The organism is Dactylosporangium cerinum (assembly GCF_042653625.1).
In the GTDB taxonomy this organism is placed as follows: Bacteria; Actinomycetota; Actinomycetes; order Mycobacteriales; family Micromonosporaceae; genus Dactylosporangium; species Dactylosporangium cerinum.
In genome coordinates, this window is sequence record NZ_JBHSIU010000070.1 from 56,967 (window position 1) to 77,754 (window position 20,788).

A 20,788-nucleotide genomic window follows, 5' to 3' on the forward strand; every position below is an offset into this window, starting at 1 on the left:
ACCTCCGTCGTCACGTGCCTCACGTTCACGGTAGTCCACCGACCAATCGCAACGAGTCACGCCATTCATCTACGAGCAGGCCGAAGCTGACAGTAGTGCGCGGGCACTCGGCGCCTTGGGCGCAGGGAAGCCTGTCGAACCGACCACGTCAGGTGTCGTACTCGCCGTTCCAGGGCTCGTGGAACCCAAGCTGTTGAGGGTAAAGCTCGGCCCATGGACCCCCGTGGCCCTCGTATGGATCGTCGATGGTCTCGTCGATAAGGCCGAAGACGACGTCGTCGAAGTCGGCTCGGAAGGGCCGGATGGCGATGTCGCAGTAGGTGACTGCCTCAAAGTTCGACAGCCAGCCCGACACCATCTGCTGGGCACGTTCGATGACTTCAGGGCTGTCGGCCCTGACGCCGGCGAACCAGATGTCCGAACCCAGATGATGCCCGCTGTCGTCGAAGCGATGGAGAACCGCATAGATCCGCTGCTGGTGGCGCCAATCGGGCCCTCGGGTGACACCTTCTTGGTAGGCGCCAGTGATGTCGGCGAAGAACTGTCCGCCCGCATGTCGGCCAATGCAGCTGGTGCGGTAGTCGGGCATGTACTTGATCGGGATGACTTCCGGGAGCCGCACAGCGCGGATCGTAGCCAGCTTGGAGAAGGTCGGATACAAGGGTCGGCGGCGTAGCGCGTGACTGGGCGCTGCGATCGCGGTAGGCGTGGCGGGAGGCCAAAGTGCGACCGACCACCGCGGAGAGCGACCATCGATCGCGGGGTCTGGGGCTCGGGCCCCAGGCGAGAATGGCGAAGGATCCCCGGTTCGCGCTTTCCGCGAACAGAGGGCCCCCAGGTCCGAGCGGGTGAAGGGAATCGAACCCTCACTGTCAGCTTGGGAATCGCGTTGATCTACACGCAGAGTGGCCAGCTAACTGTCGGTTCGACTACAGAGAGTAGAGCATGGCACGCCATCGGCACCGGTGTTGACCGCTGAAGACCCCACAGTCGGGCACGGAACGGGCACGGGGAGGGGGTCTACCCGAAGTTGGATCGGTATCGTTCATTATCACGCTGGTGGCCGGGGCGCTATCGCCCGATCGGCCCGAAATTGACGCGCAGGAGCACGCTGGGGGGCGCCACACTGTTGGTCGCGGCGCTGGTTGTGGCACGATCGTGGGTAACCCGACCCTGACATGGAATCTCTGCTGCCCGAAGTCGGATCGATAGGTTTCGGTATCGCGCTGGTGGCCGGGGGCGCTATCGCCCGATCGGCTGTGTGGATAGTTATTGCCTGCCGATCGCGACGGGAGGATATCCCAGCGGTTGCCAAGGCATTCGCGCGGTCAGGCGGTCTCCTGCCAAGGAGACATGGTGGTTCTGGCTCATCCCGGTCGTGACACGTACGTGTCAACGGTGCCGACCGCGATCCGCCCGGATGTGCGCAAGCATCTGCACGACTTCACCGGCGCCGCAGCGGACTCGCTGATCTTCTCCGGTGTCACCGGCGCGCCGCTGCGCCGCTCCAACTTCCAGCGAACCACTGACTGGACCGTGGCGGTCACCGCGTGCGGGCTGCCGGGCTTCCACTTCCACGACCTTCGGCACACCGGAAACACGCTCGCTTCCCGCACCGGCGCGAGCCTCGCGGACCTCATGGCACGGATGGGACACAGCTCGACACGGGCCGCGCTGATCTACCAGCACGCGGCACATGAGCAGGACCGGAGCATCGCCGACGCGCTCAGCGCGCAGATCACCCGACAGTGTGATCGGGCACGTAACGGGCACGCCAGGAAACGGCAACGACCGGCATAGATGAAGGCCCAGGCTCGGCATCGCGCCTGGCCTGGGCCTTCGAAGTGGAGCGGGTGAAGGGAATCGAACCCTCACTGTCAGCTTGGGAAGCTGATGTTCTGCCATTGAACTACACCCGCGAGCGACGCCTACTGTACCGAATCCGCGGCCGCCGTGCACGGACCATTCCGGCGGGCTCTGGGAACTCGGGCTAAGCGGTCGCGCCAGAGGGTCTTCGTGGAGGTGAGCGGGGAGTCGCGTTGGACGATCATCGCCACCTCGATGGTGAGGGCGTAGAGCTTCCAGTCGACCCGTTGGGCGGCTCGCATCTGGAGGGCCAGGGAGGCCACGACCAGGGGATCCATGACGGGGGTGGCGCGGCCGGAGAGGTATGCCTCGTCGGAGGTGTCCTCGGCCGGGAAGCTGTGCAGCGCGTAGCGGCCGTCGCGGTCGAGGTCGTGGCGCTTCGGGGAGGGCAGGACGAAGCAGTAGAGGCCCTCGTCGGTGATGACGGGCATCACGGGGTGGACGCGGGGTCCTCCGTCGGGGCGGATGGTGGCCAGGTAGCCCATGCCGGGCCCGTACTGGCAGATCAAGGTGCGGATGGCCGTCGCCAGGAGGGGCTCGGCCGCGGAGAATTCAGCCCACGTCGCCATGCCTCCAAGTTACTCGTACACGTGTACGAAGAGTGTGTGATTCCTCGAATGGAGGACAATGACGTTGTGGGTGATGCGGGTGAGCTGATCGACCTCCTGCGGACGTTCAACCTCGAGGCGGATCGGTTCGTCGAGGTGTTCACGCGGGCGCACGGGCTGCATCGGACGGATCTCAACGCGGTGGCGTACATCTGGCGGGCCGCCGAGGAGGACAGGCCCCTCACGCCGGGCGAGCTGGCCCGCAAGCTCAGGCTGAGCCCGGCGGCCACGACCGCACTGCTCGACCGGCTGACGAGGGCGGGGCACGTCGAGCGGCGGCACGACACGGCGGATCGGCGTCGCGTGCACCTCGTGATGCAGCCGTCGGCACGGGCCTTGGCGCAGGCGTTCTTCACGCCGCTGGGGAAGCACCTGCGGGCGGCGTTCGACGAGTTCGACGACGAAGCACTGGACGCCGCGACCAGAGTGCTGATCAAGGTCAACGAGGCAACCGCAAAAGCCGCCGACGAAGCAAAAAGCACGGCGTAATAGGGTCAGGGACGTGCTGCTCTCCGATCGTGACCTGACCAAAGAACTCGCCGACGGCCAGTTGCGGCTGGAGCCGTTCGAGAAGGACCTGGTCCAGCCCTCGAGCATCGACGTGCGGCTCGACCGGTGGTTCCGGGTGTTCAACAACCACCTGTACACCCACATCGATCCGGCGATCCAGCAGGACGATCTCACCGCGATGGTGGAGGTCGAGGACGGTCAGCCGTTCGTGCTGCACCCGGGCGAGTTCGTGCTCGCCTCGACGCTCGAGGTGATCAGTCTCGGCGATCAGCTGGCCGGCCGGCTGGAGGGCAAGTCCAGCCTCGGGCGGCTCGGGTTGCTGACACACTCGACCGCGGGGTTCATCGACCCGGGGTTCTCCGGGCACGTGACGCTCGAGCTGTCCAATGTGGCCAACCTGCCGATCATGCTCTGGCCGGGGATGAAGATCGGCCAGCTGTGCATCTTCCGGCTGTCGAGCCCGTCGGAGCACCCGTACGGTGCCGCGGTGTACGGCTCCCGGTATCAGGGACAGCGCGGCCCGACGGCGAGCCGGTCCTACCAGAACTGGCGGACCTGGCCCACCGCTACGTGAGAACGGGCGTCAGGCGACCCGGCCGTACCCCGCGATCGGCGCGGAGTCGATCTTCTTCATCCTGACCACGTCGCCGCTGGTCGGTGCGTGGACCATCCAGCCACCGCCGACGTAGATGCCGACATGGTGCAGGTCGCTGTAGAAGAAGACCAGGTCACCGGCCTTCAGGTCGGCGCGTGAGACCCGCTTCGTGTCCGAGTACTGCCACTTGGTGTAGTGCCGCAGCGTGTGGCCGGCCTGCTTCCAGGCGTAGAGCGTCAGGCCGGAGCAGTCGAAGGTGTTGGGGCCCTCGGCCGCCCACACGTACTTCTTGCCGATCTGCTGGCAGGCGACCTGTGCGGCCTTCGCGGCGTCGCCGCCGGAGTATTCGACCGGGCAGGCGACGGGGCGCAGCTCGCCGGTGGCGCCGCCGGACCCGTACGCCTTGGTGCGCAGGTCGTTGAGCGTCTTGATCTCGGCGTTGATCGTCGTTTCCTTGGCCGCCATCTCGGCCTCGGCGGCCTTCTGCGTGGCGATCAGCTCGTCGAGGGGCTTCTTCTGCTCGTCCAGGACCTTCTTGCTGTCCAGGACGTCCTTGATGCCGGCGGCCTCGTCCTTGGCGAGCATGTTGAGCATGACCAGCTGCTCGGCGAACGTGTCCGGCGAGCCGGTGGTCATGAGGGCGTTGAAACTGGAGACGCGGCCGGTCTTGTACTGCAGCACCGAGAACGCACTCACCCGCAGCAGCGCCGTGTCGACCTGCGCCTGCAGCGGGTCGATCTGGTTCTTCAGCTGGGCCTGCTTCGCCAGGTTGGCCTTCAGCTCGCCCTTGAGTTGGTTGTGCTGCTCGATGATGGGCTCGACTTCGTTCCACTTCTTGTCGATCTGCGCTTCGAGCTCGGCCGGGGTCGGCTCCGCGTGGGCGGCACCGGTGATCCCGACGGCGAGCGACAGACCGCCGAGCGTGGCGACGAGGAGTCGCACCAGACGCTTGGGCCGCCTCGTATGGGTCTCCACCGAGGAGATGCTCCTTCTTCCAGCCGCCTACCGGGTTAGCTGACGGGTTCGGACGGAGAAGGTCGTCCTACCGCGACCTGGTCGCGGATTCACCCCGATGGCGCAGTTGGGTCCCCGGCTCAAAAATTCGACTCGGCGGTGCCGTCTGGCGCGCCCGTGCTGGGCGCGGACATCCATCCGACCGGAAATTACGGTATGGCGAGCGCTCCCAACCGGCAAGTCAACGAACGATTGTTGTCCGAATTGGGCGAAAAGTCATGAGGATAGAGTGACGAACACGTCATCAATTGCGCCGGCGAACTGATCGTTGTTCGGGCTGGTCCCCTTGCCACCAATACAGAGCGGATCCGCGTTCGCTATGGACAGTGACGAAGGAATAGCCAATCGCCCCTTGAGCTTGCCGTCCACAGCCACCGTGAGCAGGGCGTCACTGCGCGAACACTCCACCCGGTGCCACCGTCCGTCGGCCACGGTCAGCGATGCGAGAGCTACGTAAATGGCAGGTCCGGCAGTGCCGACAATCACACAACTCGGATGTCCGGCGACGCCGTCCACCTGCAACTTGAACTGACTGTCACCGACCGAGAACCCTTTTTGGATGACATTGGCGCCCTTGGAAGTCTCATCGGGCGTGACGAGCACACTCGCGCCATACGTGAACGCACCCTGACCCGGGTTGAGAAATTCCGCCGGGCCACTCTGCAGGATGGCGCGCGCACAACTCTCCGCACCGTAATGCTCACACCGCTGCGGAAATCGGACCGCCAGTCCGCCGCCGTGCGGCACGGCGGACAGTTCGCCGCCGGCCTTGCGGACCCGCAGCGGCAACCGGCCCGAGCCGTCCTGGACCTGACCGGCGATCCCGCCGTCGAAGGTGTACCGCACACCGGGCGCCGCGTGCGTCACGGGCGGCGGTGCGGCCGGATGAACCGCCTCGACGCCCGGGGCGGCAGGAGACGGGAGCGGCGAGGAGGCCAGGGCAGACGGCAGCGGCTCGGCCTGCCCCGTGGGGCCCCCGCGCAGAGCCCAGCCGCCGGCCGCGACCACCGATGCGAGCGCAACAAGAACTACGAGCCGTCGCCGGCGGGGCCACGTACGCATAGCCGGACATTATGCCGAGGAACGGACACCAAAGGTCGGTGCTCCACGGCGGAACCACACGTTAGAGCGAGACCGGCTGCCCGACGACCGCGGTGAGGACGTCGTCCAGCGTGACCACGCCGATCGGCACCCGGCCGTCGCTGACGAGCACGATGTGCTGGCGCTCGCGGCGCATCGCGAGCAGCAGCTCGGCGAGGGTCCGCGTCGGCGGCACGATGCCGAGCGGGCGGATCAGGTCCAGCGGGATCGGGGCGCGCCGCTGCGGGCCGACGAACCCGATGACGTCCTTCACGTGGACGAAGCCCAGCACGCGCCGGGACGAGCGCTCCACGACGGGGAACCGGGACCGGTTGGTGCGGGTCGCGAGAACCTCGAGGGAGGCCGGCGAGACGTCCTCCGCCACCGTGGTGATCTCGGACCAGAGGCGCAGCGCGTCCCGGGCGGTGCGCTGGCTCAGCGCGAGGGCCCCGGCGATGCGGGCGTGCTCCTCGGGTGCGAGCAGACCCTCCGTGGTGGCCTGGGCAGCAAGCCCGGCGAGCTCCTCGGCGGTGAAGACGGTCTTGACCGAGCCGGTCGTCTCGATCCGCCACAGCGACAGGATCGTGCGGGACGCCCACTTCATGGCGACCAGGACCGGCTTCAGCGCCATGCAGAACGCGAGCATCGGCGGGCCCAGCCAGAGGACCGCCTTCTCCGGTGAGGCCAGGGTCAGGTTCTTCGGGACCATCTCACCGACGACGGTGTGCGCGAACACGACCACGCCGAGCGCCAGGATGAACGCCACCGGGTGGATCAGCTGCTCCGGCACGTGCAGCGCCTCGAACGGGCCCTGCAGCCCGTGCGCGAGGGCGGGCTCGGCCAGCGCGCCCAGGCCGAGGGAGCAGATCGTGACGCCGAGCTGGGCACCCGCGATCATCAGCGGGATCTCGTTCATCGCCCGCAGCGCGGTGCGGGCCCGGCGGGACGTGGCGGCCATCGGCTCGATCACGGTGCGCCGCGACGCGATCAGCGAGAACTCGCTGGCGACGAAGAAGCCGTTGCCCAGCAGCAGCGCGACGGTGAGCAGAAGGTCACTCATCATAGGGCTCCGGGCGCAAGACGCGGACCTGCTCGATGCGGCGCTTCTCGACCTCGACCACGGTGAACTCCCAACCGTCCTCCTTCCAGATCTCCCCGACGGCGGGGATGCGGCCCAGGCGGGCCATCAGGAAGCCGGCAAGCGTCTCGTAGGGCCCTTCAGGCATCCGGAAGCCGGTCACCTCGGCCAGTTCGTCCTCCCGCAGCACGCCGTCGACGAGCATGGTGAGCTCGTCGCCGGGGGCGGTCAGGTCGGGCATGCCGTGCGCGGTGGTCGGCTCCTCCTCGATGTCGTGCTCGTCGACGATCTCGCCGACCAGCTCTTCGACCAGGTCCTCGACGGTGACGACGCCGTCGGTGCCGCCGTATTCGTCCACGACGATCGCAAAGTCGGAGCCGCTGCGGCGCAGGGCCTGCAGGACGCCGTCGAGGTCGAGGCTCTCCGGCACGAACACCGGCTCCCGGGCGACCGCGCCGACCCTGGTGGTGGGCCGGCGCACCGGGGGCACGCCGAGCGCGTCGGTGACCGTCACGACGCCGGTGACCTGGTCCAGCGTCTGCACGTAGATCGGGAAGCGGCTGTATCCGGTCTGCACCGAGGTGGCCAGCAGGTCCGCGACGGTGGCGTCGGCGCGCAGCGAGATGACGTCGACCCGCGGGGTCATCGCCTCCGCGGCCCGCTTGTCGCCGAAGCGGATGGTGCGTTGCAGCAGCACCGCGGTCTCGCGCGGCAGGGCGCCGGCCCGGGCCGAGATCGCCGCGAGCAGGCCGAGCTCCTCCGGCGACCGGGCACTGGCCAGCTCCTCCTGCGGCTCGACGCCGAACCTGCGCACGACCCAGTTGGCGGAGTCGTTGAGCAGCCGGATCAACCATGAGAACAGCTTGGAGAACATGCGCTGCGGGCCGGCGGTCGCACGGGCGACCGGCATCGGCTTGGCGAGCGCGGCGTTCTTCGGGACGAGCTCGCCGAACAGCATCGACAGCAGGGTGGCCAGGACCAGCGCGGCGACGTGCGCGGCGCCCTTGGTCATGGTGCCGAACACCGGCTTCAGGACCGGCTCGAAGATGTGCGCCAGGGCCGGCTCGGCGAGGTAGCCCGCGAGCAGCGCGGTGATGGTGATGCCGAGCTGCGCGCCGGACAGCTGGAACGACAGCTCACGCAGGGCCAGCCGGACGGTCCGCGCCTTGCGGTCGCCACCGCTGGCCTGCTGCTCGATCTCCGCCCGGTCAACCGTGACCAGGGCGAATTCGGCCGCGACGAAGCCAGCATTCGCCGCAGTGAGCAGCGCGAAGGCCAACAGGGGCAACAGGGTGGTGAACACGCGCGCGCGACGATCCCTTCAAGGTGACAGCCGATTGTTCCACGTGAACCCACGCACCGCCGACGGCGCCCGGCTCCACATCGAGAGGTGTAGATCACCCTCCCTCTTTCGGGGACTTCTCGCCTCCCCGGCCGGCGCGGATGCTGTGGAAACGAGACAGGGAGGGCGAAATGGGAGCGGCACTGATCGGTGTCTGCATAGCAGTCATAGCCGGGTTCGCCGCCGGCAGCGCCAACACCAAGGCCAAGCGGGCCCGGCTGGACTACACCCGGACCAGGGCGCTCGTGCCGTCGGCGCGCAAGGCCGCGTGGGCGGAGAGCCTCCGGGGCTTCCGTGTGATCGCGACGGCGGCGGCGGTGCTGGTAGCGCTCGCGATGGCGATGAACGTCATCGGGCAGCGCTGACCCGACGCCGGAAATTAAGGCTAAAAGTCCATTTTGTCATAAAGTCACGACGACGACAGCGACCGCAGCAGCACCGACGCCACGTCCACGACCTCGACGTCGTCCGGCGCCGCACCGGCCGCCTTCTTGCCGGTCACGCCGTCGCCGAGCATCGTCAGGCAGAACGGGCACGACACCGCGACCGTCTTCGCACCGGTCGACAGCGCCTCCTCGACGCGCTCGACGTTGATGCGCTTGCCGATGCGCTCCTCCATCCACATGCGCGCGCCGCCGGCGCCGCAGCAGAACGAACGCTCCGCGAAGCGGTCCATCTCGACCAGACCGGCGTCCTCCTGGGAGGAGGCGACCGCGCCGAGCACCTCGCGCGGCGGCGCGAAGACCCGGTTGTGCCGGCCCAGGTAGCAAGGGTCGTGGTAGGTGATGGCGCCGTCGAGCGGCTGCACCGGGGTCAGCTTGCCGGCGGAGACCAGCTGAGCGAGGAGCTGCGTGTGGTGGATGACCTCGAAATGACCGCCGAGCTGGCCGTACTCGTTGGCGAGGGTGTTGAAGCAGTGCGGGCAGGTCGCGACGATCTTCTTGACGCCGGCCTCGTTGAGGGTCTCGACGTTCTGCTGCGCGAGCATCTGGAAGACGAACTCGTTGCCGATGCGCCGGGCCGGGTCGCCGGTGCAGGTCTCGCCCTGGCCGAGGATCGCGAACGACACGCCGGCCTCGTTGAGCAGGGTGGCAACGGCGCGGGTCGTCTTCTTCGCACGGTCCTCGAAGGCGCCGGCGCAGCCGACCCAGAACAGGTATTCGAAGTCGCCGCCGTCGGCGACGTTGGGCACCGTGAAGTCCAGGCCCTTGGTCCAGTCGTCGCGGGTCGACTGGGCGGCACCCCACGGGTTGCCCTTGTTCTCGAGGTTGCGGAGCATGACGCCCGCCTCGGTCGGGAAGTTCGACTCGATGAGCACCTGGTAGCGCCGCATGTCGACGATGTGGTCGACGTGTTCGATGTCGACCGGGCACTGCTCGACGCAGGCGCCGCAGGTGGTGCATGACCACAGCACGTCCGGGTCGATCACGCCGAGCTCGTCGACGCCGCCGATCAGCGGCCGGTCCTTCTCCGCGAGGGCGAGGACGTCGACCTTGGCCAGCGCCTCCTCGCTCGCCGACGAACCGCCGGCCAGCAGGTAGGGCGCCTTCGCGTAGGCGTGGTCGCGCAGGCTGAGGATCAGCAGCTTCGGGGAGAGCGGCTTGCCGGTGTTCCAGGCCGGGCACTGCGACTGGCACCGCCCGCACTCGGTGCAGGTGGAGAAGTCGAGCATCCCCTTCCAGGTGAACTGCTCGACCTGGGCGACGCCGAACTGGTCCTTCTCCGGGTCGGCCTCCTCGAAGTCGAGCGGCTTGCCCTCGCTCATCATCGGCCGGAGCCCGCCGAGGCCGGAGCCGGCGCGGCCCGGGTTGCGCTTGAAGTAGATGTTGAAGAACGCCAGGAAGCGGTGCCAGGCAACGCCCATCGTGACGTTGCTGGCGATCACGATGACCCAGGTCATCGAGACAATGATCTTCAACATGGCGATGAGGCTGACCGCGGCGGCGCTGGCGGGCAGCACGGCGCCGAGCCCGTGGCTGACCGGCGCGGCCCACACCGGCCACTCGAGCGTGTCGTTGGCGGCCTTGAAGCCACGGATGAAGAAGCCGCAGAGCAGCACCGCGAGGATCGTGTACTCGACGTAGTAGGCCTGCCACATCGTCGACCCGGCGAATCGGGAGCGCCGGTCCGGATTGCTCGGCAGGTTGCGCAGCCGGATGCCGATCAGGACCAGGATGCCGATGAAGCCGAGCACGCCGATCCACTCGGTGACCAGGCCGTAGACGTTCCAGGCACCGATCAGCGGCAGGCCGTGGTCGGGCACGGCGACCTCGAAGTACGCCTCGAGCACCAGCGACGACAGCGCGATGAACGCGATCATGACGAACCAGTGCGCGGCGCCGACGACGGTCCAGCGCAGCATCCTGGTGTGCCCCAGGGTCTCGGCGAGCATCGTCTTGAGGCGCAGGCCACGGGAGCCGCCGCGATCCGGATCGGGCTGGCCGAGCCGCACCACGGAGATCATGCGCCGCACGGTGCGCACAACGAGCACGGTGGCGACGACGGTGATAACCGCCGCGACGCTCGTCGCGATGATCTGCACTGGGCCCATGCCGATGCCTCCAACGCTGCTGGTCCTGGGAAGGACCTTAGTCCCCTCGTTACCCGCGAGTAACGTGAAGTTTCTCGCAGCAAACGCTAAGACACCCGCCAGCAGGGCAAACAGTCGACTCGGCAAGTTGTGACACATTCGCACCAAACAACCCGGTACGCACGCCAAGAAGCCCCTTCAGCACGTTGGTGTGCCGAAGGGGCCGCAGGGTCGACGCTGAGCCTTAGCTCAACGCCACTTGGACAGCACGCCGAGCGACGCCACGAGGAACCCGAACCCGATGGCCAGGTTCCAGTACTGCAGCTTGGCAACGGCGGAGAACGCATCCACGTCGAAGAAGCCCTGCGTCAGGTAGTAGGCGACCAACCACCCGATACCGATCACGATGAAACTCACCGCGAGGACCGGCACCCAGACCGGACTCGGACGGCGCTTGGCGGCCACCGTCTCCTGTGGGCGCAACTCCGCCGGTGGCGTGTACACCTTCTTCTTACGAACTGTCGACTTCGGCACGGCGCTCTCCTGGAGGGGTCGTCTGGCCAACACTATCCACGTGACGCCGCCACCTCCGCCAGCGTCGGCCTGAATAATGTTCTACGTCTAGCGTAGTCAAGTCGGCACGCGTCTGCGGGGAGGGGTCGTGGTGGAGTACACATCGGGCGACTCTTCGTGGGCTCGCGCCCTGCGCAGGCTCGGTCGCGCTATGCTGCCCCGTCGCCGCCAGGACCGACGTTTGGGCTGGTCAGTGGCGACTCCGGTGGTGTTCGGAGCGGCCGGGCTGCTCTTCTCGCTGACGGCCGCGACGGCGCACGGCACTGACCTGCGCGACGACCGGCGACCCGAGCTGACAAATCTGATCGCCGAAAGAAAACAGGAAATTGCCACGGCCCGCGCCAGGGCCGGCCGGCTGCGCGCCGAGATCGAGGCGCAGCAGCGGGGGCAGGCGGGCGCCGACGGCGCGGTCGACGAGCAGCGCCGCCGCGGCGAGAGCCAGCTGGCCGCGGCGGGCCTGACGGCGGTGCACGGTCCGGGCGTCGTGGTCGTGCTCAACGACGCCCCCAGACGGCCCGACGGCAGCCGTCCCGCCGGCGCGCGCCCGGACGACCTGGTGGTCCACCAGCAGGACGTCCAGGCCGTGGTCAACGCCCTGTGGGCCGGCGGCGCCGAGGCGATGACGCTCATGGGTGTCCGGGTGATCTCCACCAGCGCGGTACGCTGCGTTGGCAACACGCTGCTGCTCGACGGTCAGGTGTATTCACCCCCGTTCGAGATCGCCGCGATCGGCGACCAGGCGCGCCTCCAGCGCTCGCTCGACGAGACGGAGGGAGTTGCCCTGTTCAGGGACGCGGCGGACAACTTCGGCCTGGGCTACCAGGTCCGGATGGAGGCAGACGTGCAGGCAAAGGCCTACGACGGCTCCACCGCGCTGCGCTCGGCAACGACCGGGCCCTGACATGAGCGACCCACACCGCCCCCGCCACCGCGCGCTCGACCAGGACGACATCGCGACCCGGCTGATCCCTCGCATCCGGGACGACCACCCGCCGGCGGAGACCGCGCCGGGCACGGCTCCCCCCGCCAGCACCGTCCCCGACGACGCCACGGCCTACATCCCCCGGTTCACGGAGCAGCGCTCCAAGGAACCAGAGCCGGCCGACGCGACCACCGTGCTGCCCAAGATCCCGGCAGCGGACGCCACCACAGTGCTGCCGAAAATCGCGGCAGACCCGGAAATCACCACAAATACCACCCCCCAGGATGAACCGGAAGCAACTCCCGAGCCTGACCCCGAAAAGGGTGTCAAGGTCGTGCCGTTGCGGCCGGTCCGCACCCAGGAGGGTTATCGCAGCGTGTACTCCGAATACACGAGGACCACGTTCGGCACGGTCGTGCGGGCGGTCAGCCGGGGCACCGGCGAGCTGCTCATCACGTTCGGCCTCATCGTGCTGCTCTTCGCCGGCTACGAGGTCTGGGGCAAGTCGGCGATCGTCGAGGCGCATCAGGACGAGCTCAACCGCCAGCTGGAGCAGCAGTGGGCCCAGCCTGGCTCCGATCCCACGGTGTCGCCGTCCGGACCGCCCAGCCCCGTCGCCAAGCCCACCAACGGCGCGGTGATCGCGTCCGTGCACATCCCGCGGCTGAAGAAGAAGTGGGCCGTGGTCCAGGGCGTGACCCCCGCGGACATCCGCTACGCACCCGGGCACTACCCGGACACGGCGCTGCCGGGTCAGATCGGCAACTTCTCGATGGCGGGGCACCGGACGCCGGCGATCTGGTGGGACCTCGACCAGCTCAAGCCCAACGATCCTGTGGTCATCAAGACCGCCGACACGTGGTACGTCTACCGCGTCACCGGTCATGAGATCGTGCTGCCGACCGCGGTGCAGGTCGTCGCGCCCGTGCCGGACCAGCCCGGGGTGGCGCCGACGAAGGCGCTGCTGACGATGACGACGTGCAACCCGAAGTTCAACAACTACCAGCGACTGGTCGTGCACGCTGAGCTGAACCGGACCCAACCGGTCGCCGACGGCGACCCCGCCGAGCTGAAGGGCTAGCCGCGGTGTACGCATGGATCTGGCGGCACATCCCGTTCAAGCAATGGCAGCTCAAGTCGCTGGTCTCGGTGGTTCTGATCGGCGCCGTCGGCGCGCTGCTCTGGTACAAGATCTTTCCGGCCGTCGAGCCCATCCTGCCGTTCGACGACGTGCAGGTGGAGACCACCGACCCGGCCGGTGGGCAGATGGAGCCGCCCAGCACGGCACCGTCGACCGCGCCGTCCAGCGGACCGTCGAAGCTGCCGTCCAAACTGCCCACGAAGACACCCTCCGCCCCCCAGGTCCTACCGAGCTAGGTGAGCCGCTTGCGCGTCCTTGTCATCGACAACTACGACTCGTTCGTGTTCAACCTGGTCCAGTACCTGGGCCAGCTCGGCGTCGACTGCGACGTGCGCCGCAACGACGAGATCTCCGTCGACGAGGTCGGCGCCGCCAAGCCGGCCGGCATCCTGCTCTCCCCCGGCCCGGGCACCCCGGAACGCGCCGGGATCTGCATGTCGGTCATCGAGCGGTATGCGGGCGAGATCCCGATCTTCGGCGTGTGCCTCGGCCATCAGGCGTTCGGCGCGGCCTTCGGCGCCACGGTGACCCGCGCGCCGGAGCTGCTGCACGGGAAGACCTCCCTCGTCAGCCACAGCGGCCAGGGCGTCCTGAAGGGGCTGCCGGACCCCTTCATCGCGACCCGCTACCACTCGCTCGCGGTGGTCGAGTCGACGCTGCCCCCGCAGATCGAGGTCACGGGCCGCACCGAGTCCGGCGTGATCATGGCGATGCGCCACCGTGAGCTGCCGATCGAGGGCGTGCAGTTCCACCCCGAGTCCGTGCTGACCCAGGGCGGGCATCTGATGCTGGCGAACTGGCTGGCGGCCTGCGGCCTTCCCGCCGCCCTCGACCGGGCGCCGGAACTCGTCGCCGAGGTGGAAGCGCGCCGCGTCGCCGCGTTCGCCTAGGTACTCCTGTGCACAACCCTGTGGATAACTACCGTGTTATCCACAGGGCACGCACGGTGACCGGTGGAATACCGGCCTAAACTCGGACTAATTGTTCGGCGACGTGGACCCGCTCGGTTTCGGCGAGCCCGACGGGTTGCCCCCCGCCAGCACCCCGATCCGCAACGTGATCACGGCGGTCTTCGGCAGCGCGTTGCCGACCGGTTGCGACGCGCTGATGACCAGACCGTCCTTGCTCGGGTCGGTCACCTGCACCTCCTGGGTCTTCGCCGTCGAGGTGAAGCCGGCCTGCTCGAGCGCCGCCTGCGCCTGCTCGAGCGTCCTGTTCGTGACCTCGGGCATGATCGCCTGGTTGAACTTCGAGACATACAGCGTGACCACCGTGTTGGGCGCCACCTGCTTGCCCGCCGGCGGGTCGGACTCGATGACCTCGTTCTTCGGCGCGGCCCCGTCCTTCTCGACCACATTCCACTTCAGGTTCAGGTTGGTCAGCTGCTGTTTCGCCGCGTCCGCCTGGGACTTCACCAGGTTCGGGATGGCGATCAACGCGGGCTCGCCACAGATGTCGTAGTCGATCTGGGCGCCTTCCTTCACCTCTTTGCCCTTGGCGGGGCTCTGCGAGATGACCGTGCCGGCCTTGCAGTTCTCGCTCGAACCGGTGCGCGGGTCGCCCTCCAGCTTCAGCAGCCGCAGGGTCGTGGCCGCCTCGGTCGACGACTTGCCGACCAGGTCCGGCACCGGGACCATCGGGTCCTGGTTGGCCAGGTAGAGCCCGATCGACAGGGCGGCGACCGCGAGGAGGCTCAGCACCGTGAGCGCGACCGCGATGCCGGTGGAGCTCTTCCGCTTCTGCCGCTGCGCGGCGCGGGCGGGCTGGCGCGAGGCCGGCGGAGGGCGGTAGGCGGTCTGTGCCGCCATCACGGTCGCCATCTCGTCCTCGGTCATGACCGGCGGCGCCGAGACCGGCCGGCCGGCCGCCGCGCGCATGACGTCAGCCCGCATCTCGCCGGCGCTCTGGTAGCGGTTGAGCGGGTTCTTGGCCAGGGCCTTGAGCACGACCGCGTCGATCTCGGGGGTCACGTCGCGGTTGCTGCTGCTCGGCGGCCGCGGGTCTTCCCGGACATGCTGATAGGCCACCGACACCGGGTTGTCCCCGACGAACGGCGGATGGCCGCAGAGCAGCTCGAAGAGCACACAGCCGGACGCGTAGACGTCGCTGCGGGCGTCGACGGGCTCGCCGCGGGCCTGCTCCGGCGACAGATACTGCGCGGTGCCAATGACCGCGGACGTCTGCGTCATCGTGGTGGCGCCGCTGGCCAGGGCCCGCGCGATGCCGAAGTCCATCACCTTGACCTGGCCGGTCTGGGTGAGCATCACATTGCCGGGCTTGATGTCCCGGTGGATGATGCCGTGCCGGTGGCTGAACTCCAGCGCCGCGCAGATGTCGGCGGTGATCTCCAGTGCCCGCCTGGGCATGAGCCGCCCCTCGGCCGCGAGCACCTCTTTGAGGGTGCGGCCGTTGACGAACTCCATGACGATGTAGGGAAGTTCCTCGCCCGCCGGGCCCCGCTCGTCGCCGGTGTCATACACGGCGACGATCGCGGGGTGGTTGAGCGAGGCGGCGTTCTGCGCCTCCCGACGGAACCTCAGCTGGAAGGTCGCGTCGCGGGCCAGGTCGGTGCGCAGGGTCTTGATCGCGACATCGCGGCCCAGGCGCAGGTCACGGCCACGATGGACCTCGGCCATGCCGCCATAGCCAAGCAGCTCCCCGACCTGGTATCGGCCGCCGAGGAGGCGAGGCTGGGCGGTCATGTCGTGTCGTCCTTCGGTCATCGACTCTTACCTTGCCACGTCTTGCGACGAGAACCCATTCTGGCCTAACCCACGCACTGGTTCCCGACGAGTACCGCCGGTGGAGTGCACGACGGCTTGGCCCCGGCGCTCGGCTTCGTCGAAGCCCCTCCGGACTCCTCGGGCTCCGCCGGGACGGTCGAGGGTTCCGTGGTCTTCGGCCCCCTCGATCCCGACTGGTAGACCAGCGTGACCTCGCTGCCCTCGACCACGTCGCCGCACGGGCTGACCTCGAGCACGGTGCCCGGGATCGGCTTGCTGTCGTCCCGCTCGACCAGCTTGAGCTTGAACTTCTTCAGCCTCGACTGGACGAGCGACCGCGGCTGGCCGATCATCTTCTCGCAGTCGACCTTCGAGGTCTTGCCGGTGGGCTTCGCGCTGGCCGTCGGGGCCTGCGACGCGGGCGCCGTCGTGCTCTCGGCCTTCGGGTCGTCCGTCTTGTTGCCGCTCGTGGCGTACCAGATGCCGCCGACGCCGATGAGCAGCACCAGCACCGCGGCGGCCGCGCCGAGGACGACCATCAGGTTGCGGTTGCCGCCCGGCTTGTTGTTGCGGGACGGCGCGGGCTGGTAGCCACCGCCCGGAGGCGGCTGGTAACCGCCGGTCTCACCGGCGAAGTAGGCGGTCTCGTTGCTCGGCGGCGGCGGGACGCCCGCCGCGCCGCGCGCCGCGTGCCCGGACGTCGGGGCACCAGGGGGCGGCGGGACCGCACCGCCGGGCATGATCCGCGTGCCGCCGGCGCCGACGCCGGGAGACGTGGGCGCGCCACCGGAGATCGGCGAGCCGGACATCGGGATGCCGGACATCGGGCCACCGGAGACCGGCGGTCCGGAGACCGGGGTGTACGCGACGGGCGAGCCGGGCATGCCGACCGGCGACCCGGGCGGGCCGAGCGGCGCCGCCATCGGGATGCCGGGGCTGGCGGAGGTGCCGCCGCCCCCGGAGACCCTCCGCGCGGCCTGTGCGAGCGCGGCGGCGCTGGGCCACCGGGCCGCCGGGTCCTTGGCCATCGCGCGCTCGACGAGCTGCACGATGGCCGGCGGGATGTCCGCGGGCAGCGGCGGCGGCATGTCGCGGACGTGCCGCATCGCGATCTGCAGCGGGTTGTCGCCCTCGAACGGCCGCTGGCCGGACAGGCACTGGTAGGCGACCACGCCCAGGGCGTAGACGTCCGACAGCGGGGTCGCCTGCGCGCCGGAGGCCTGCTCGGGCGAGATGTAGGAGGCGGTGCCGAGGACCGATCCGGCGGCGGTGAGCTGCGCGATGGCGGCGGACCGGGCGATGCCGAAGTCGGTGAGCACCAGGGTGCCGTTGGGCCGCACGAGCAGGTTGCCGGGCTTCACGTCACGGTGGACGATGCCCTTCTCGTGCGCGGCGTGCAGCGCGTCAGCGGCCTGGGCGACCAGCGCCATGGCCCTTGCCGGGGTGAGCCGGCCGACCCGGGACAGGGTGCGGGAGAGCGCATCGCCCTCCACGTACTCCATGATCAGGAAGGCGGTCCCGTTCTCACTGCCGTAGTCGTAGATGTCCACCACGCCGGGGTGGTTGATGGTGGCCATCGTGCGCGCCTCGCCGCGGAAGCGCTCGGCGAAGCCGGGCTCCTCCAGCAGTGCGGGCAGCAGCACCTTGATCGCGACCGTGCGGCCGAGCACCTCGTCGGTGCCACGCCACACGTCACCCATCCCACCGCCGGCGATGCGCTCGTCCAGGCGGTAGCGCCCACCCAACGTGGTGCCGGCGCTCAACATGTCGCGCACCTCATTATTTGATGCCCTTTTCGTCCGCGTATGCCTTCATGACCAGGCCTGCAATGCGAGCCGCCTCGGCGCTGCCGCCCTTGCCAGCGTTCTCGAGGAAGACCGCGACCGAGACGATCGGCTTGCCGTCCTTCATTGCGAAGCCGATGAACCAGCCGTGGTCGCCGGCGTCGTCACCGTCTTCCGCCGTTCCGGTCTTACCACCCACCTGCAAGCCGGCGATGTTGGCGCTACGGCCGGTGCCGTCACGCGAGGTGACGACGCTGAACATCATCTGCTGCAGCGAGGTGGCCACTTCACCGCTGATCGGACGGCCCAGCTCCTTCGGGTCGGTCCGGTCGGCGTTGGAAAGGTCGGCGTTCTGCAGACGGTCGACGATGTAAGGACGCATCTCGCGCCCCCCGTTGGCGACCGTCGCCGCAATCATGGCGCCTTGCAGCGGAGACATCTTCACTTCCCGCTGTCCGATGCTCGACTGAGCAACGGCCGGCGGGTCGACGCGGTTGTCCGCACCCGCGGTCATCGGGCCGGTGTGGCTGGCCGCGACGTTGCAGTAGTTCTTTTCCTGGTCCTCGATGAAGCGGGGCTGGGCCTCGAAGCCGAAGGCCTGGGCCATCGCCTTGAGCTTCTCCGCGCCGATCCGCTCGACGCCCATGCGGGCGAAGACGGTGTTGCAGGAGACGGTCAGCGCCTGCTTCAGCGTGATCTGGTCGGGGCAGATGCCCTCGTGCGCATTCTTGATGCGGAAGTCCGACACCTGCGGCGGCGTGTAGAACTCGCCGCCCTGCACGGTCGAGTCGGGCGTCAGCGACGAGTCCGCGGTCATCGCCGCCGCCGCAGTAATGACCTTGAACGTCGAGCCGGGCGGGTAGATCTCCTGCACGGCACGGTTGAGCATCGGCTTGGCCGGGTCGCTGTCCAGCTTGTTGTAGGCGGCACTGGCGGACTTGCCGTCGTGCACGGTCAGCAGGTTGGGGTCGTAGCTGGGCAGCGACACCTCGGCGAGCACCGCACCGGTGGACGGGTCGAGCGCCACGACCGCGCCGCTCTTCACGCCCTTCTTGTTGTTGCCGAGCTGGGTGTACGCGGCCTCCTGCGTCGCCTGCGACAGCGTCAGCAGCACGTTGCCGCCGGCCGGGTCCTTGCCGGTGAACAGCCCGGCGATCCGGTCGGCGGCCTGCTTGTCGGAGGTGCCGATCAGGAAGTCGTTGTTGAGCTTCTCCAGGCCGGTCGCGCCGAGGTTGACCGGCTTGAAGCCGAGCACGTGCGCGTACTTGTCCTTGAGCGGATACGTGCGGAGGAACTTCAGCGTGTCGCCGGTCTCCTGCGAGTCGGCGATCGCGACGCCCTGAGCGTTGATGATCTTGCCGCGGGCGCGCTCGTACTCGCTGGCCTGGACCCGGCCGTTACGCGCGTTGGTCCGGTAGTCATCGGCCTTCACCACCTGGCGGTAGTTCAGGTTGACGAACAGCATCGCGAACAGCACCAACGCCACGACACCGACCCGGCGAAGCGGGGGGTTCATCGCACGACCTCCGTGGGAAGCTCTTGGATCTGGACCGGCGCGCCGCCACCACCACCGCTGGACGCCCCACCGAGCCCGATCGACGGCGCACCGCCGGCCGGGCGACGCGACGCGTCGGAAATGCGCAGCAGCAGGCCGATCAGCAGCCAGTTGGCCACCAGCGACGAGCCACCCGCCGAAAGGAACGGCGTGGTCTGCCCGGTCAGCGGGATGAGCTGGCTGATGCCACCCACAATGACGAACACCTGCAACCCCAGCGTGAACGCGAGGCCACCGGCGAACAACTTGCCGAACGAGTCCCGCACGTTGATCGCGGCCCGCAGGCCCCGCTCGACCAGCAGCAGGTAGATCACCAGCAGGGCGGTCAGGCCGAACAGGCCGATCTCCTCGCCCAGGCCGGAGAAGATGAAGTCGGTGCGGACCTCGGGGACGTTGAGCGGTTGTCCGGCTCCCGGGCCGGTGCCGGTCAGTCCGCCGGTGCCCAGCCCGAGCAGCGACTGGACCAGCTGGTAACCCTTGTTGTCCGCGTCGGCGAACGGGTCGAGCCAGGTGGTCGCGCGCTCGGAGAAGTTGAGGAACGGCCCGCCGACGGTCTTGCCGAGGAAGTACGCGAGGAACGCACCGCCGATGAAGAACCCGAGACCGAGGATCAGCCAGCTGACCCGGACCGTCGCGATGTAGAGCGTCACGACGAACATGCCGAAGTACATGAGCGAGGTGCCGAGGTCCTTCTCGAAGACGAGGACCATCAGCGACAGCAGCCAGACGAGCACGACCGGGCCCAGGTCGCGACCGCGGGGGAAGTCGATGCCGAGGATGCGCTTGCTCGCCCGCGACAGCACCTCGCGCTTGCGCACCAGGTAGTAGGCGAAGAAGACGAGCAGGCAGATCTTGGCGAACTCACCCGGCTGGATCGAGAAGCCGGGGAACTTGATCCACAGCTTGGCGCCGTTGATCGAGGAGAACCTGGCCGGCAGGACCGCCGGGATGAGCACCAGCACGATGCCGGTGAGTCCCAGCGTGTACGCGTACCGCGACAGCGACCGGTGATCCCGCACGATCAGCATCAGGATGACCGCGCCGACGATCGCGGCGGCCGTCCAGCCGAGCTGCCGGAAGCCGTCACCGCCGAACACGCTCAGGTCGGCGCGCAGCGGCGCCTTCGCGCGGCCGATGTCCAGCCGCCGCAGGAACCCGATGCCGATCCCGTTGATGAGCGCGACCGCAGGGAGGATGACCGGGTCGGCGTACGGCGCCACGAACCGGATCGCCACGTGCGCGGCCCCGAAGATGACCGCGAGGATCGCGACCTGCACCCAGAAGTCGGGGGTGACCTCACCGATCGCGTTGCCCTCGACGACCGCCGCGTAGACGAGCAGGATCGCCGCGACGAACAGCAGCAGTCCCAGTTCGACGTTGCGTCGGGTGCGGGGCCGCGGCGCGCCCGCCCCGTCACCCGGGTTCGTGGGCGACGGGGAAGGGATGGCTGTTGCGGTCACAGCAGGA

The 20,788-nt window shown here is 68.6% G+C and carries 20 protein-coding genes, 1 tRNA gene and 1 riboswitch; of the genes, 8 read left to right on the forward strand and 13 right to left on the reverse strand.

Annotated features, from left to right (window positions below; translation table 11 throughout):
- Positions 1-148: 148 nt before the first annotated feature.
- Positions 149-622, reverse strand: coding sequence for a hypothetical protein (locus ACFPIJ_RS46415; protein WP_380125904.1), 474 nt, complete (start codon positions 620-622; stop codon positions 149-151).
- 734 nt (positions 623-1,356) lie between these two features.
- Between ACFPIJ_RS46415 and ACFPIJ_RS46420 the strand changes: the two genes are divergently transcribed.
- Entirely contained in the window at positions 1,357-1,800 is a 444-nt protein-coding gene (locus ACFPIJ_RS46420; protein WP_380125905.1) for a tyrosine-type recombinase/integrase, read from the forward strand.
- Between the two features lie 45 nt (positions 1,801-1,845).
- On the opposite strand, the gene ACFPIJ_RS46425 is transcribed toward ACFPIJ_RS46420, so the two are convergent.
- Positions 1,846-1,919, reverse strand: a tRNA-Gly gene (locus ACFPIJ_RS46425).
- A 9-nt stretch (positions 1,920-1,928) separates the two neighbouring features.
- A complete protein-coding gene (locus tag ACFPIJ_RS46430) occupies positions 1,929-2,435 on the reverse strand; it encodes a pyridoxamine 5'-phosphate oxidase family protein (RefSeq protein WP_380125906.1) in 507 nt (168 codons plus the stop codon).
- A 66-nt stretch (positions 2,436-2,501) separates the two neighbouring features.
- On the opposite strand from ACFPIJ_RS46430, the gene ACFPIJ_RS46435 reads away from it, so the two are divergent.
- Together ACFPIJ_RS46435 and dcd are read left to right on the forward strand one after the other, a co-directional pair.
- Entirely contained in the window at positions 2,502-2,963 is a 462-nt protein-coding gene (locus ACFPIJ_RS46435) for a MarR family winged helix-turn-helix transcriptional regulator (protein ID WP_380125907.1), read from the forward strand.
- A 13-nt stretch (positions 2,964-2,976) separates the two neighbouring features.
- Positions 2,977-3,558 (forward strand): dCTP deaminase, encoded by a 582-nt coding sequence (gene dcd / locus ACFPIJ_RS46440; protein ID WP_380125908.1) that lies wholly within the window; start codon positions 2,977-2,979, stop codon positions 3,556-3,558.
- Positions 3,559-3,567: 9 nt separating this feature from the next.
- On the opposite strand, the gene ACFPIJ_RS46445 is transcribed toward dcd, so the two are convergent.
- The 4 genes from ACFPIJ_RS46445 to ACFPIJ_RS46460 form a co-directional block, all read right to left on the reverse strand.
- The gene (locus ACFPIJ_RS46445; protein ID WP_380125909.1) at positions 3,568-4,554 is read right to left on the reverse strand and encodes a C40 family peptidase; all 987 of its coding nucleotides are present in this window, start codon (positions 4,552-4,554) and stop codon (positions 3,568-3,570) included.
- Positions 4,555-4,562: 8 nt separating this feature from the next.
- Positions 4,563-4,702: riboswitch (cyclic di-AMP (ydaO/yuaA leader) on the reverse strand.
- A gap of 107 nt (positions 4,703-4,809) precedes the next feature.
- Positions 4,810-5,601, reverse strand: a complete 792-nt coding sequence (locus ACFPIJ_RS46450) for a LamG-like jellyroll fold domain-containing protein (protein ID WP_380125910.1) — start codon at positions 5,599-5,601, stop codon at positions 4,810-4,812.
- Positions 5,602-5,716: 115 nt separating this feature from the next.
- Entirely contained in the window at positions 5,717-6,733 is a 1,017-nt protein-coding gene (locus ACFPIJ_RS46455; protein WP_380125911.1) for a hemolysin family protein, read from the reverse strand.
- Complete coding sequence (locus tag ACFPIJ_RS46460; protein ID WP_380125912.1) at positions 6,726-8,054, reverse strand: hemolysin family protein; 1,329 nt, start codon at positions 8,052-8,054, stop codon at positions 6,726-6,728. The genes ACFPIJ_RS46455 and ACFPIJ_RS46460 overlap by 8 nt, the downstream gene beginning before the upstream one ends.
- A gap of 170 nt (positions 8,055-8,224) precedes the next feature.
- Between ACFPIJ_RS46460 and ACFPIJ_RS46465 the strand changes: the two genes are divergently transcribed.
- Positions 8,225-8,458 (forward strand): hypothetical protein, encoded by a 234-nt coding sequence (locus ACFPIJ_RS46465; RefSeq protein WP_380125913.1) that lies wholly within the window; start codon positions 8,225-8,227, stop codon positions 8,456-8,458.
- A gap of 44 nt (positions 8,459-8,502) precedes the next feature.
- Here ACFPIJ_RS46465 and ACFPIJ_RS46470 read toward each other — a convergent pair whose 3' ends face one another.
- The gene (locus tag ACFPIJ_RS46470) at positions 8,503-10,644 is read right to left on the reverse strand and encodes a (Fe-S)-binding protein (RefSeq protein ID WP_380125914.1); all 2,142 of its coding nucleotides are present in this window, start codon (positions 10,642-10,644) and stop codon (positions 8,503-8,505) included.
- 228 nt (positions 10,645-10,872) lie between these two features.
- Positions 10,873-11,157, reverse strand: coding sequence for a cell division protein CrgA (locus ACFPIJ_RS46475; protein ID WP_380125915.1), 285 nt, complete (start codon positions 11,155-11,157; stop codon positions 10,873-10,875).
- A gap of 130 nt (positions 11,158-11,287) precedes the next feature.
- Between ACFPIJ_RS46475 and ACFPIJ_RS46480 the strand changes: the two genes are divergently transcribed.
- From ACFPIJ_RS46480 to ACFPIJ_RS46495, 4 genes are read left to right on the forward strand one after another with little or no spacing between them, the layout of a single operon-like run.
- On the forward strand, positions 11,288-12,097 hold the full coding sequence (locus tag ACFPIJ_RS46480; RefSeq protein WP_380125978.1) for a DUF881 domain-containing protein: 810 nt from the start codon (positions 11,288-11,290) through the stop codon (positions 12,095-12,097).
- A gap of 1 nt (position 12,098) precedes the next feature.
- Complete coding sequence (locus ACFPIJ_RS46485; protein ID WP_380125916.1) at positions 12,099-13,199, forward strand: class E sortase; 1,101 nt, start codon at positions 12,099-12,101, stop codon at positions 13,197-13,199.
- A gap of 5 nt (positions 13,200-13,204) precedes the next feature.
- Positions 13,205-13,495, forward strand: coding sequence for a hypothetical protein (locus ACFPIJ_RS46490; protein WP_380125917.1), 291 nt, complete (start codon positions 13,205-13,207; stop codon positions 13,493-13,495).
- A gap of 9 nt (positions 13,496-13,504) precedes the next feature.
- Complete coding sequence (locus ACFPIJ_RS46495) at positions 13,505-14,149, forward strand: aminodeoxychorismate/anthranilate synthase component II (RefSeq protein WP_380125918.1); 645 nt, start codon at positions 13,505-13,507, stop codon at positions 14,147-14,149.
- An 87-nt stretch (positions 14,150-14,236) separates the two neighbouring features.
- On the opposite strand, the gene pknB is transcribed toward ACFPIJ_RS46495, so the two are convergent.
- From pknB to ACFPIJ_RS46515, 4 genes are all read right to left on the reverse strand, one after another.
- Positions 14,237-15,961, reverse strand: a complete 1,725-nt coding sequence (gene pknB, locus ACFPIJ_RS46500; protein ID WP_380125979.1) for a Stk1 family PASTA domain-containing Ser/Thr kinase — start codon at positions 15,959-15,961, stop codon at positions 14,237-14,239.
- Positions 15,962-16,026: 65 nt separating this feature from the next.
- The gene (locus ACFPIJ_RS46505; RefSeq protein ID WP_380125919.1) at positions 16,027-17,748 is read right to left on the reverse strand and encodes a serine/threonine-protein kinase; all 1,722 of its coding nucleotides are present in this window, start codon (positions 17,746-17,748) and stop codon (positions 16,027-16,029) included.
- Positions 17,749-17,761: 13 nt separating this feature from the next.
- Positions 17,762-19,282, reverse strand: coding sequence for a peptidoglycan D,D-transpeptidase FtsI family protein (locus ACFPIJ_RS46510; RefSeq protein WP_380125920.1), 1,521 nt, complete (start codon positions 19,280-19,282; stop codon positions 17,762-17,764).
- Positions 19,279-20,781 (reverse strand): FtsW/RodA/SpoVE family cell cycle protein, encoded by a 1,503-nt coding sequence (locus tag ACFPIJ_RS46515; RefSeq protein WP_380125921.1) that lies wholly within the window; start codon positions 20,779-20,781, stop codon positions 19,279-19,281. Before ACFPIJ_RS46515 ends, ACFPIJ_RS46510 begins: the two co-directional genes overlap by 4 nt.
- Positions 20,782-20,788: the final 7 nt, after the last annotated feature.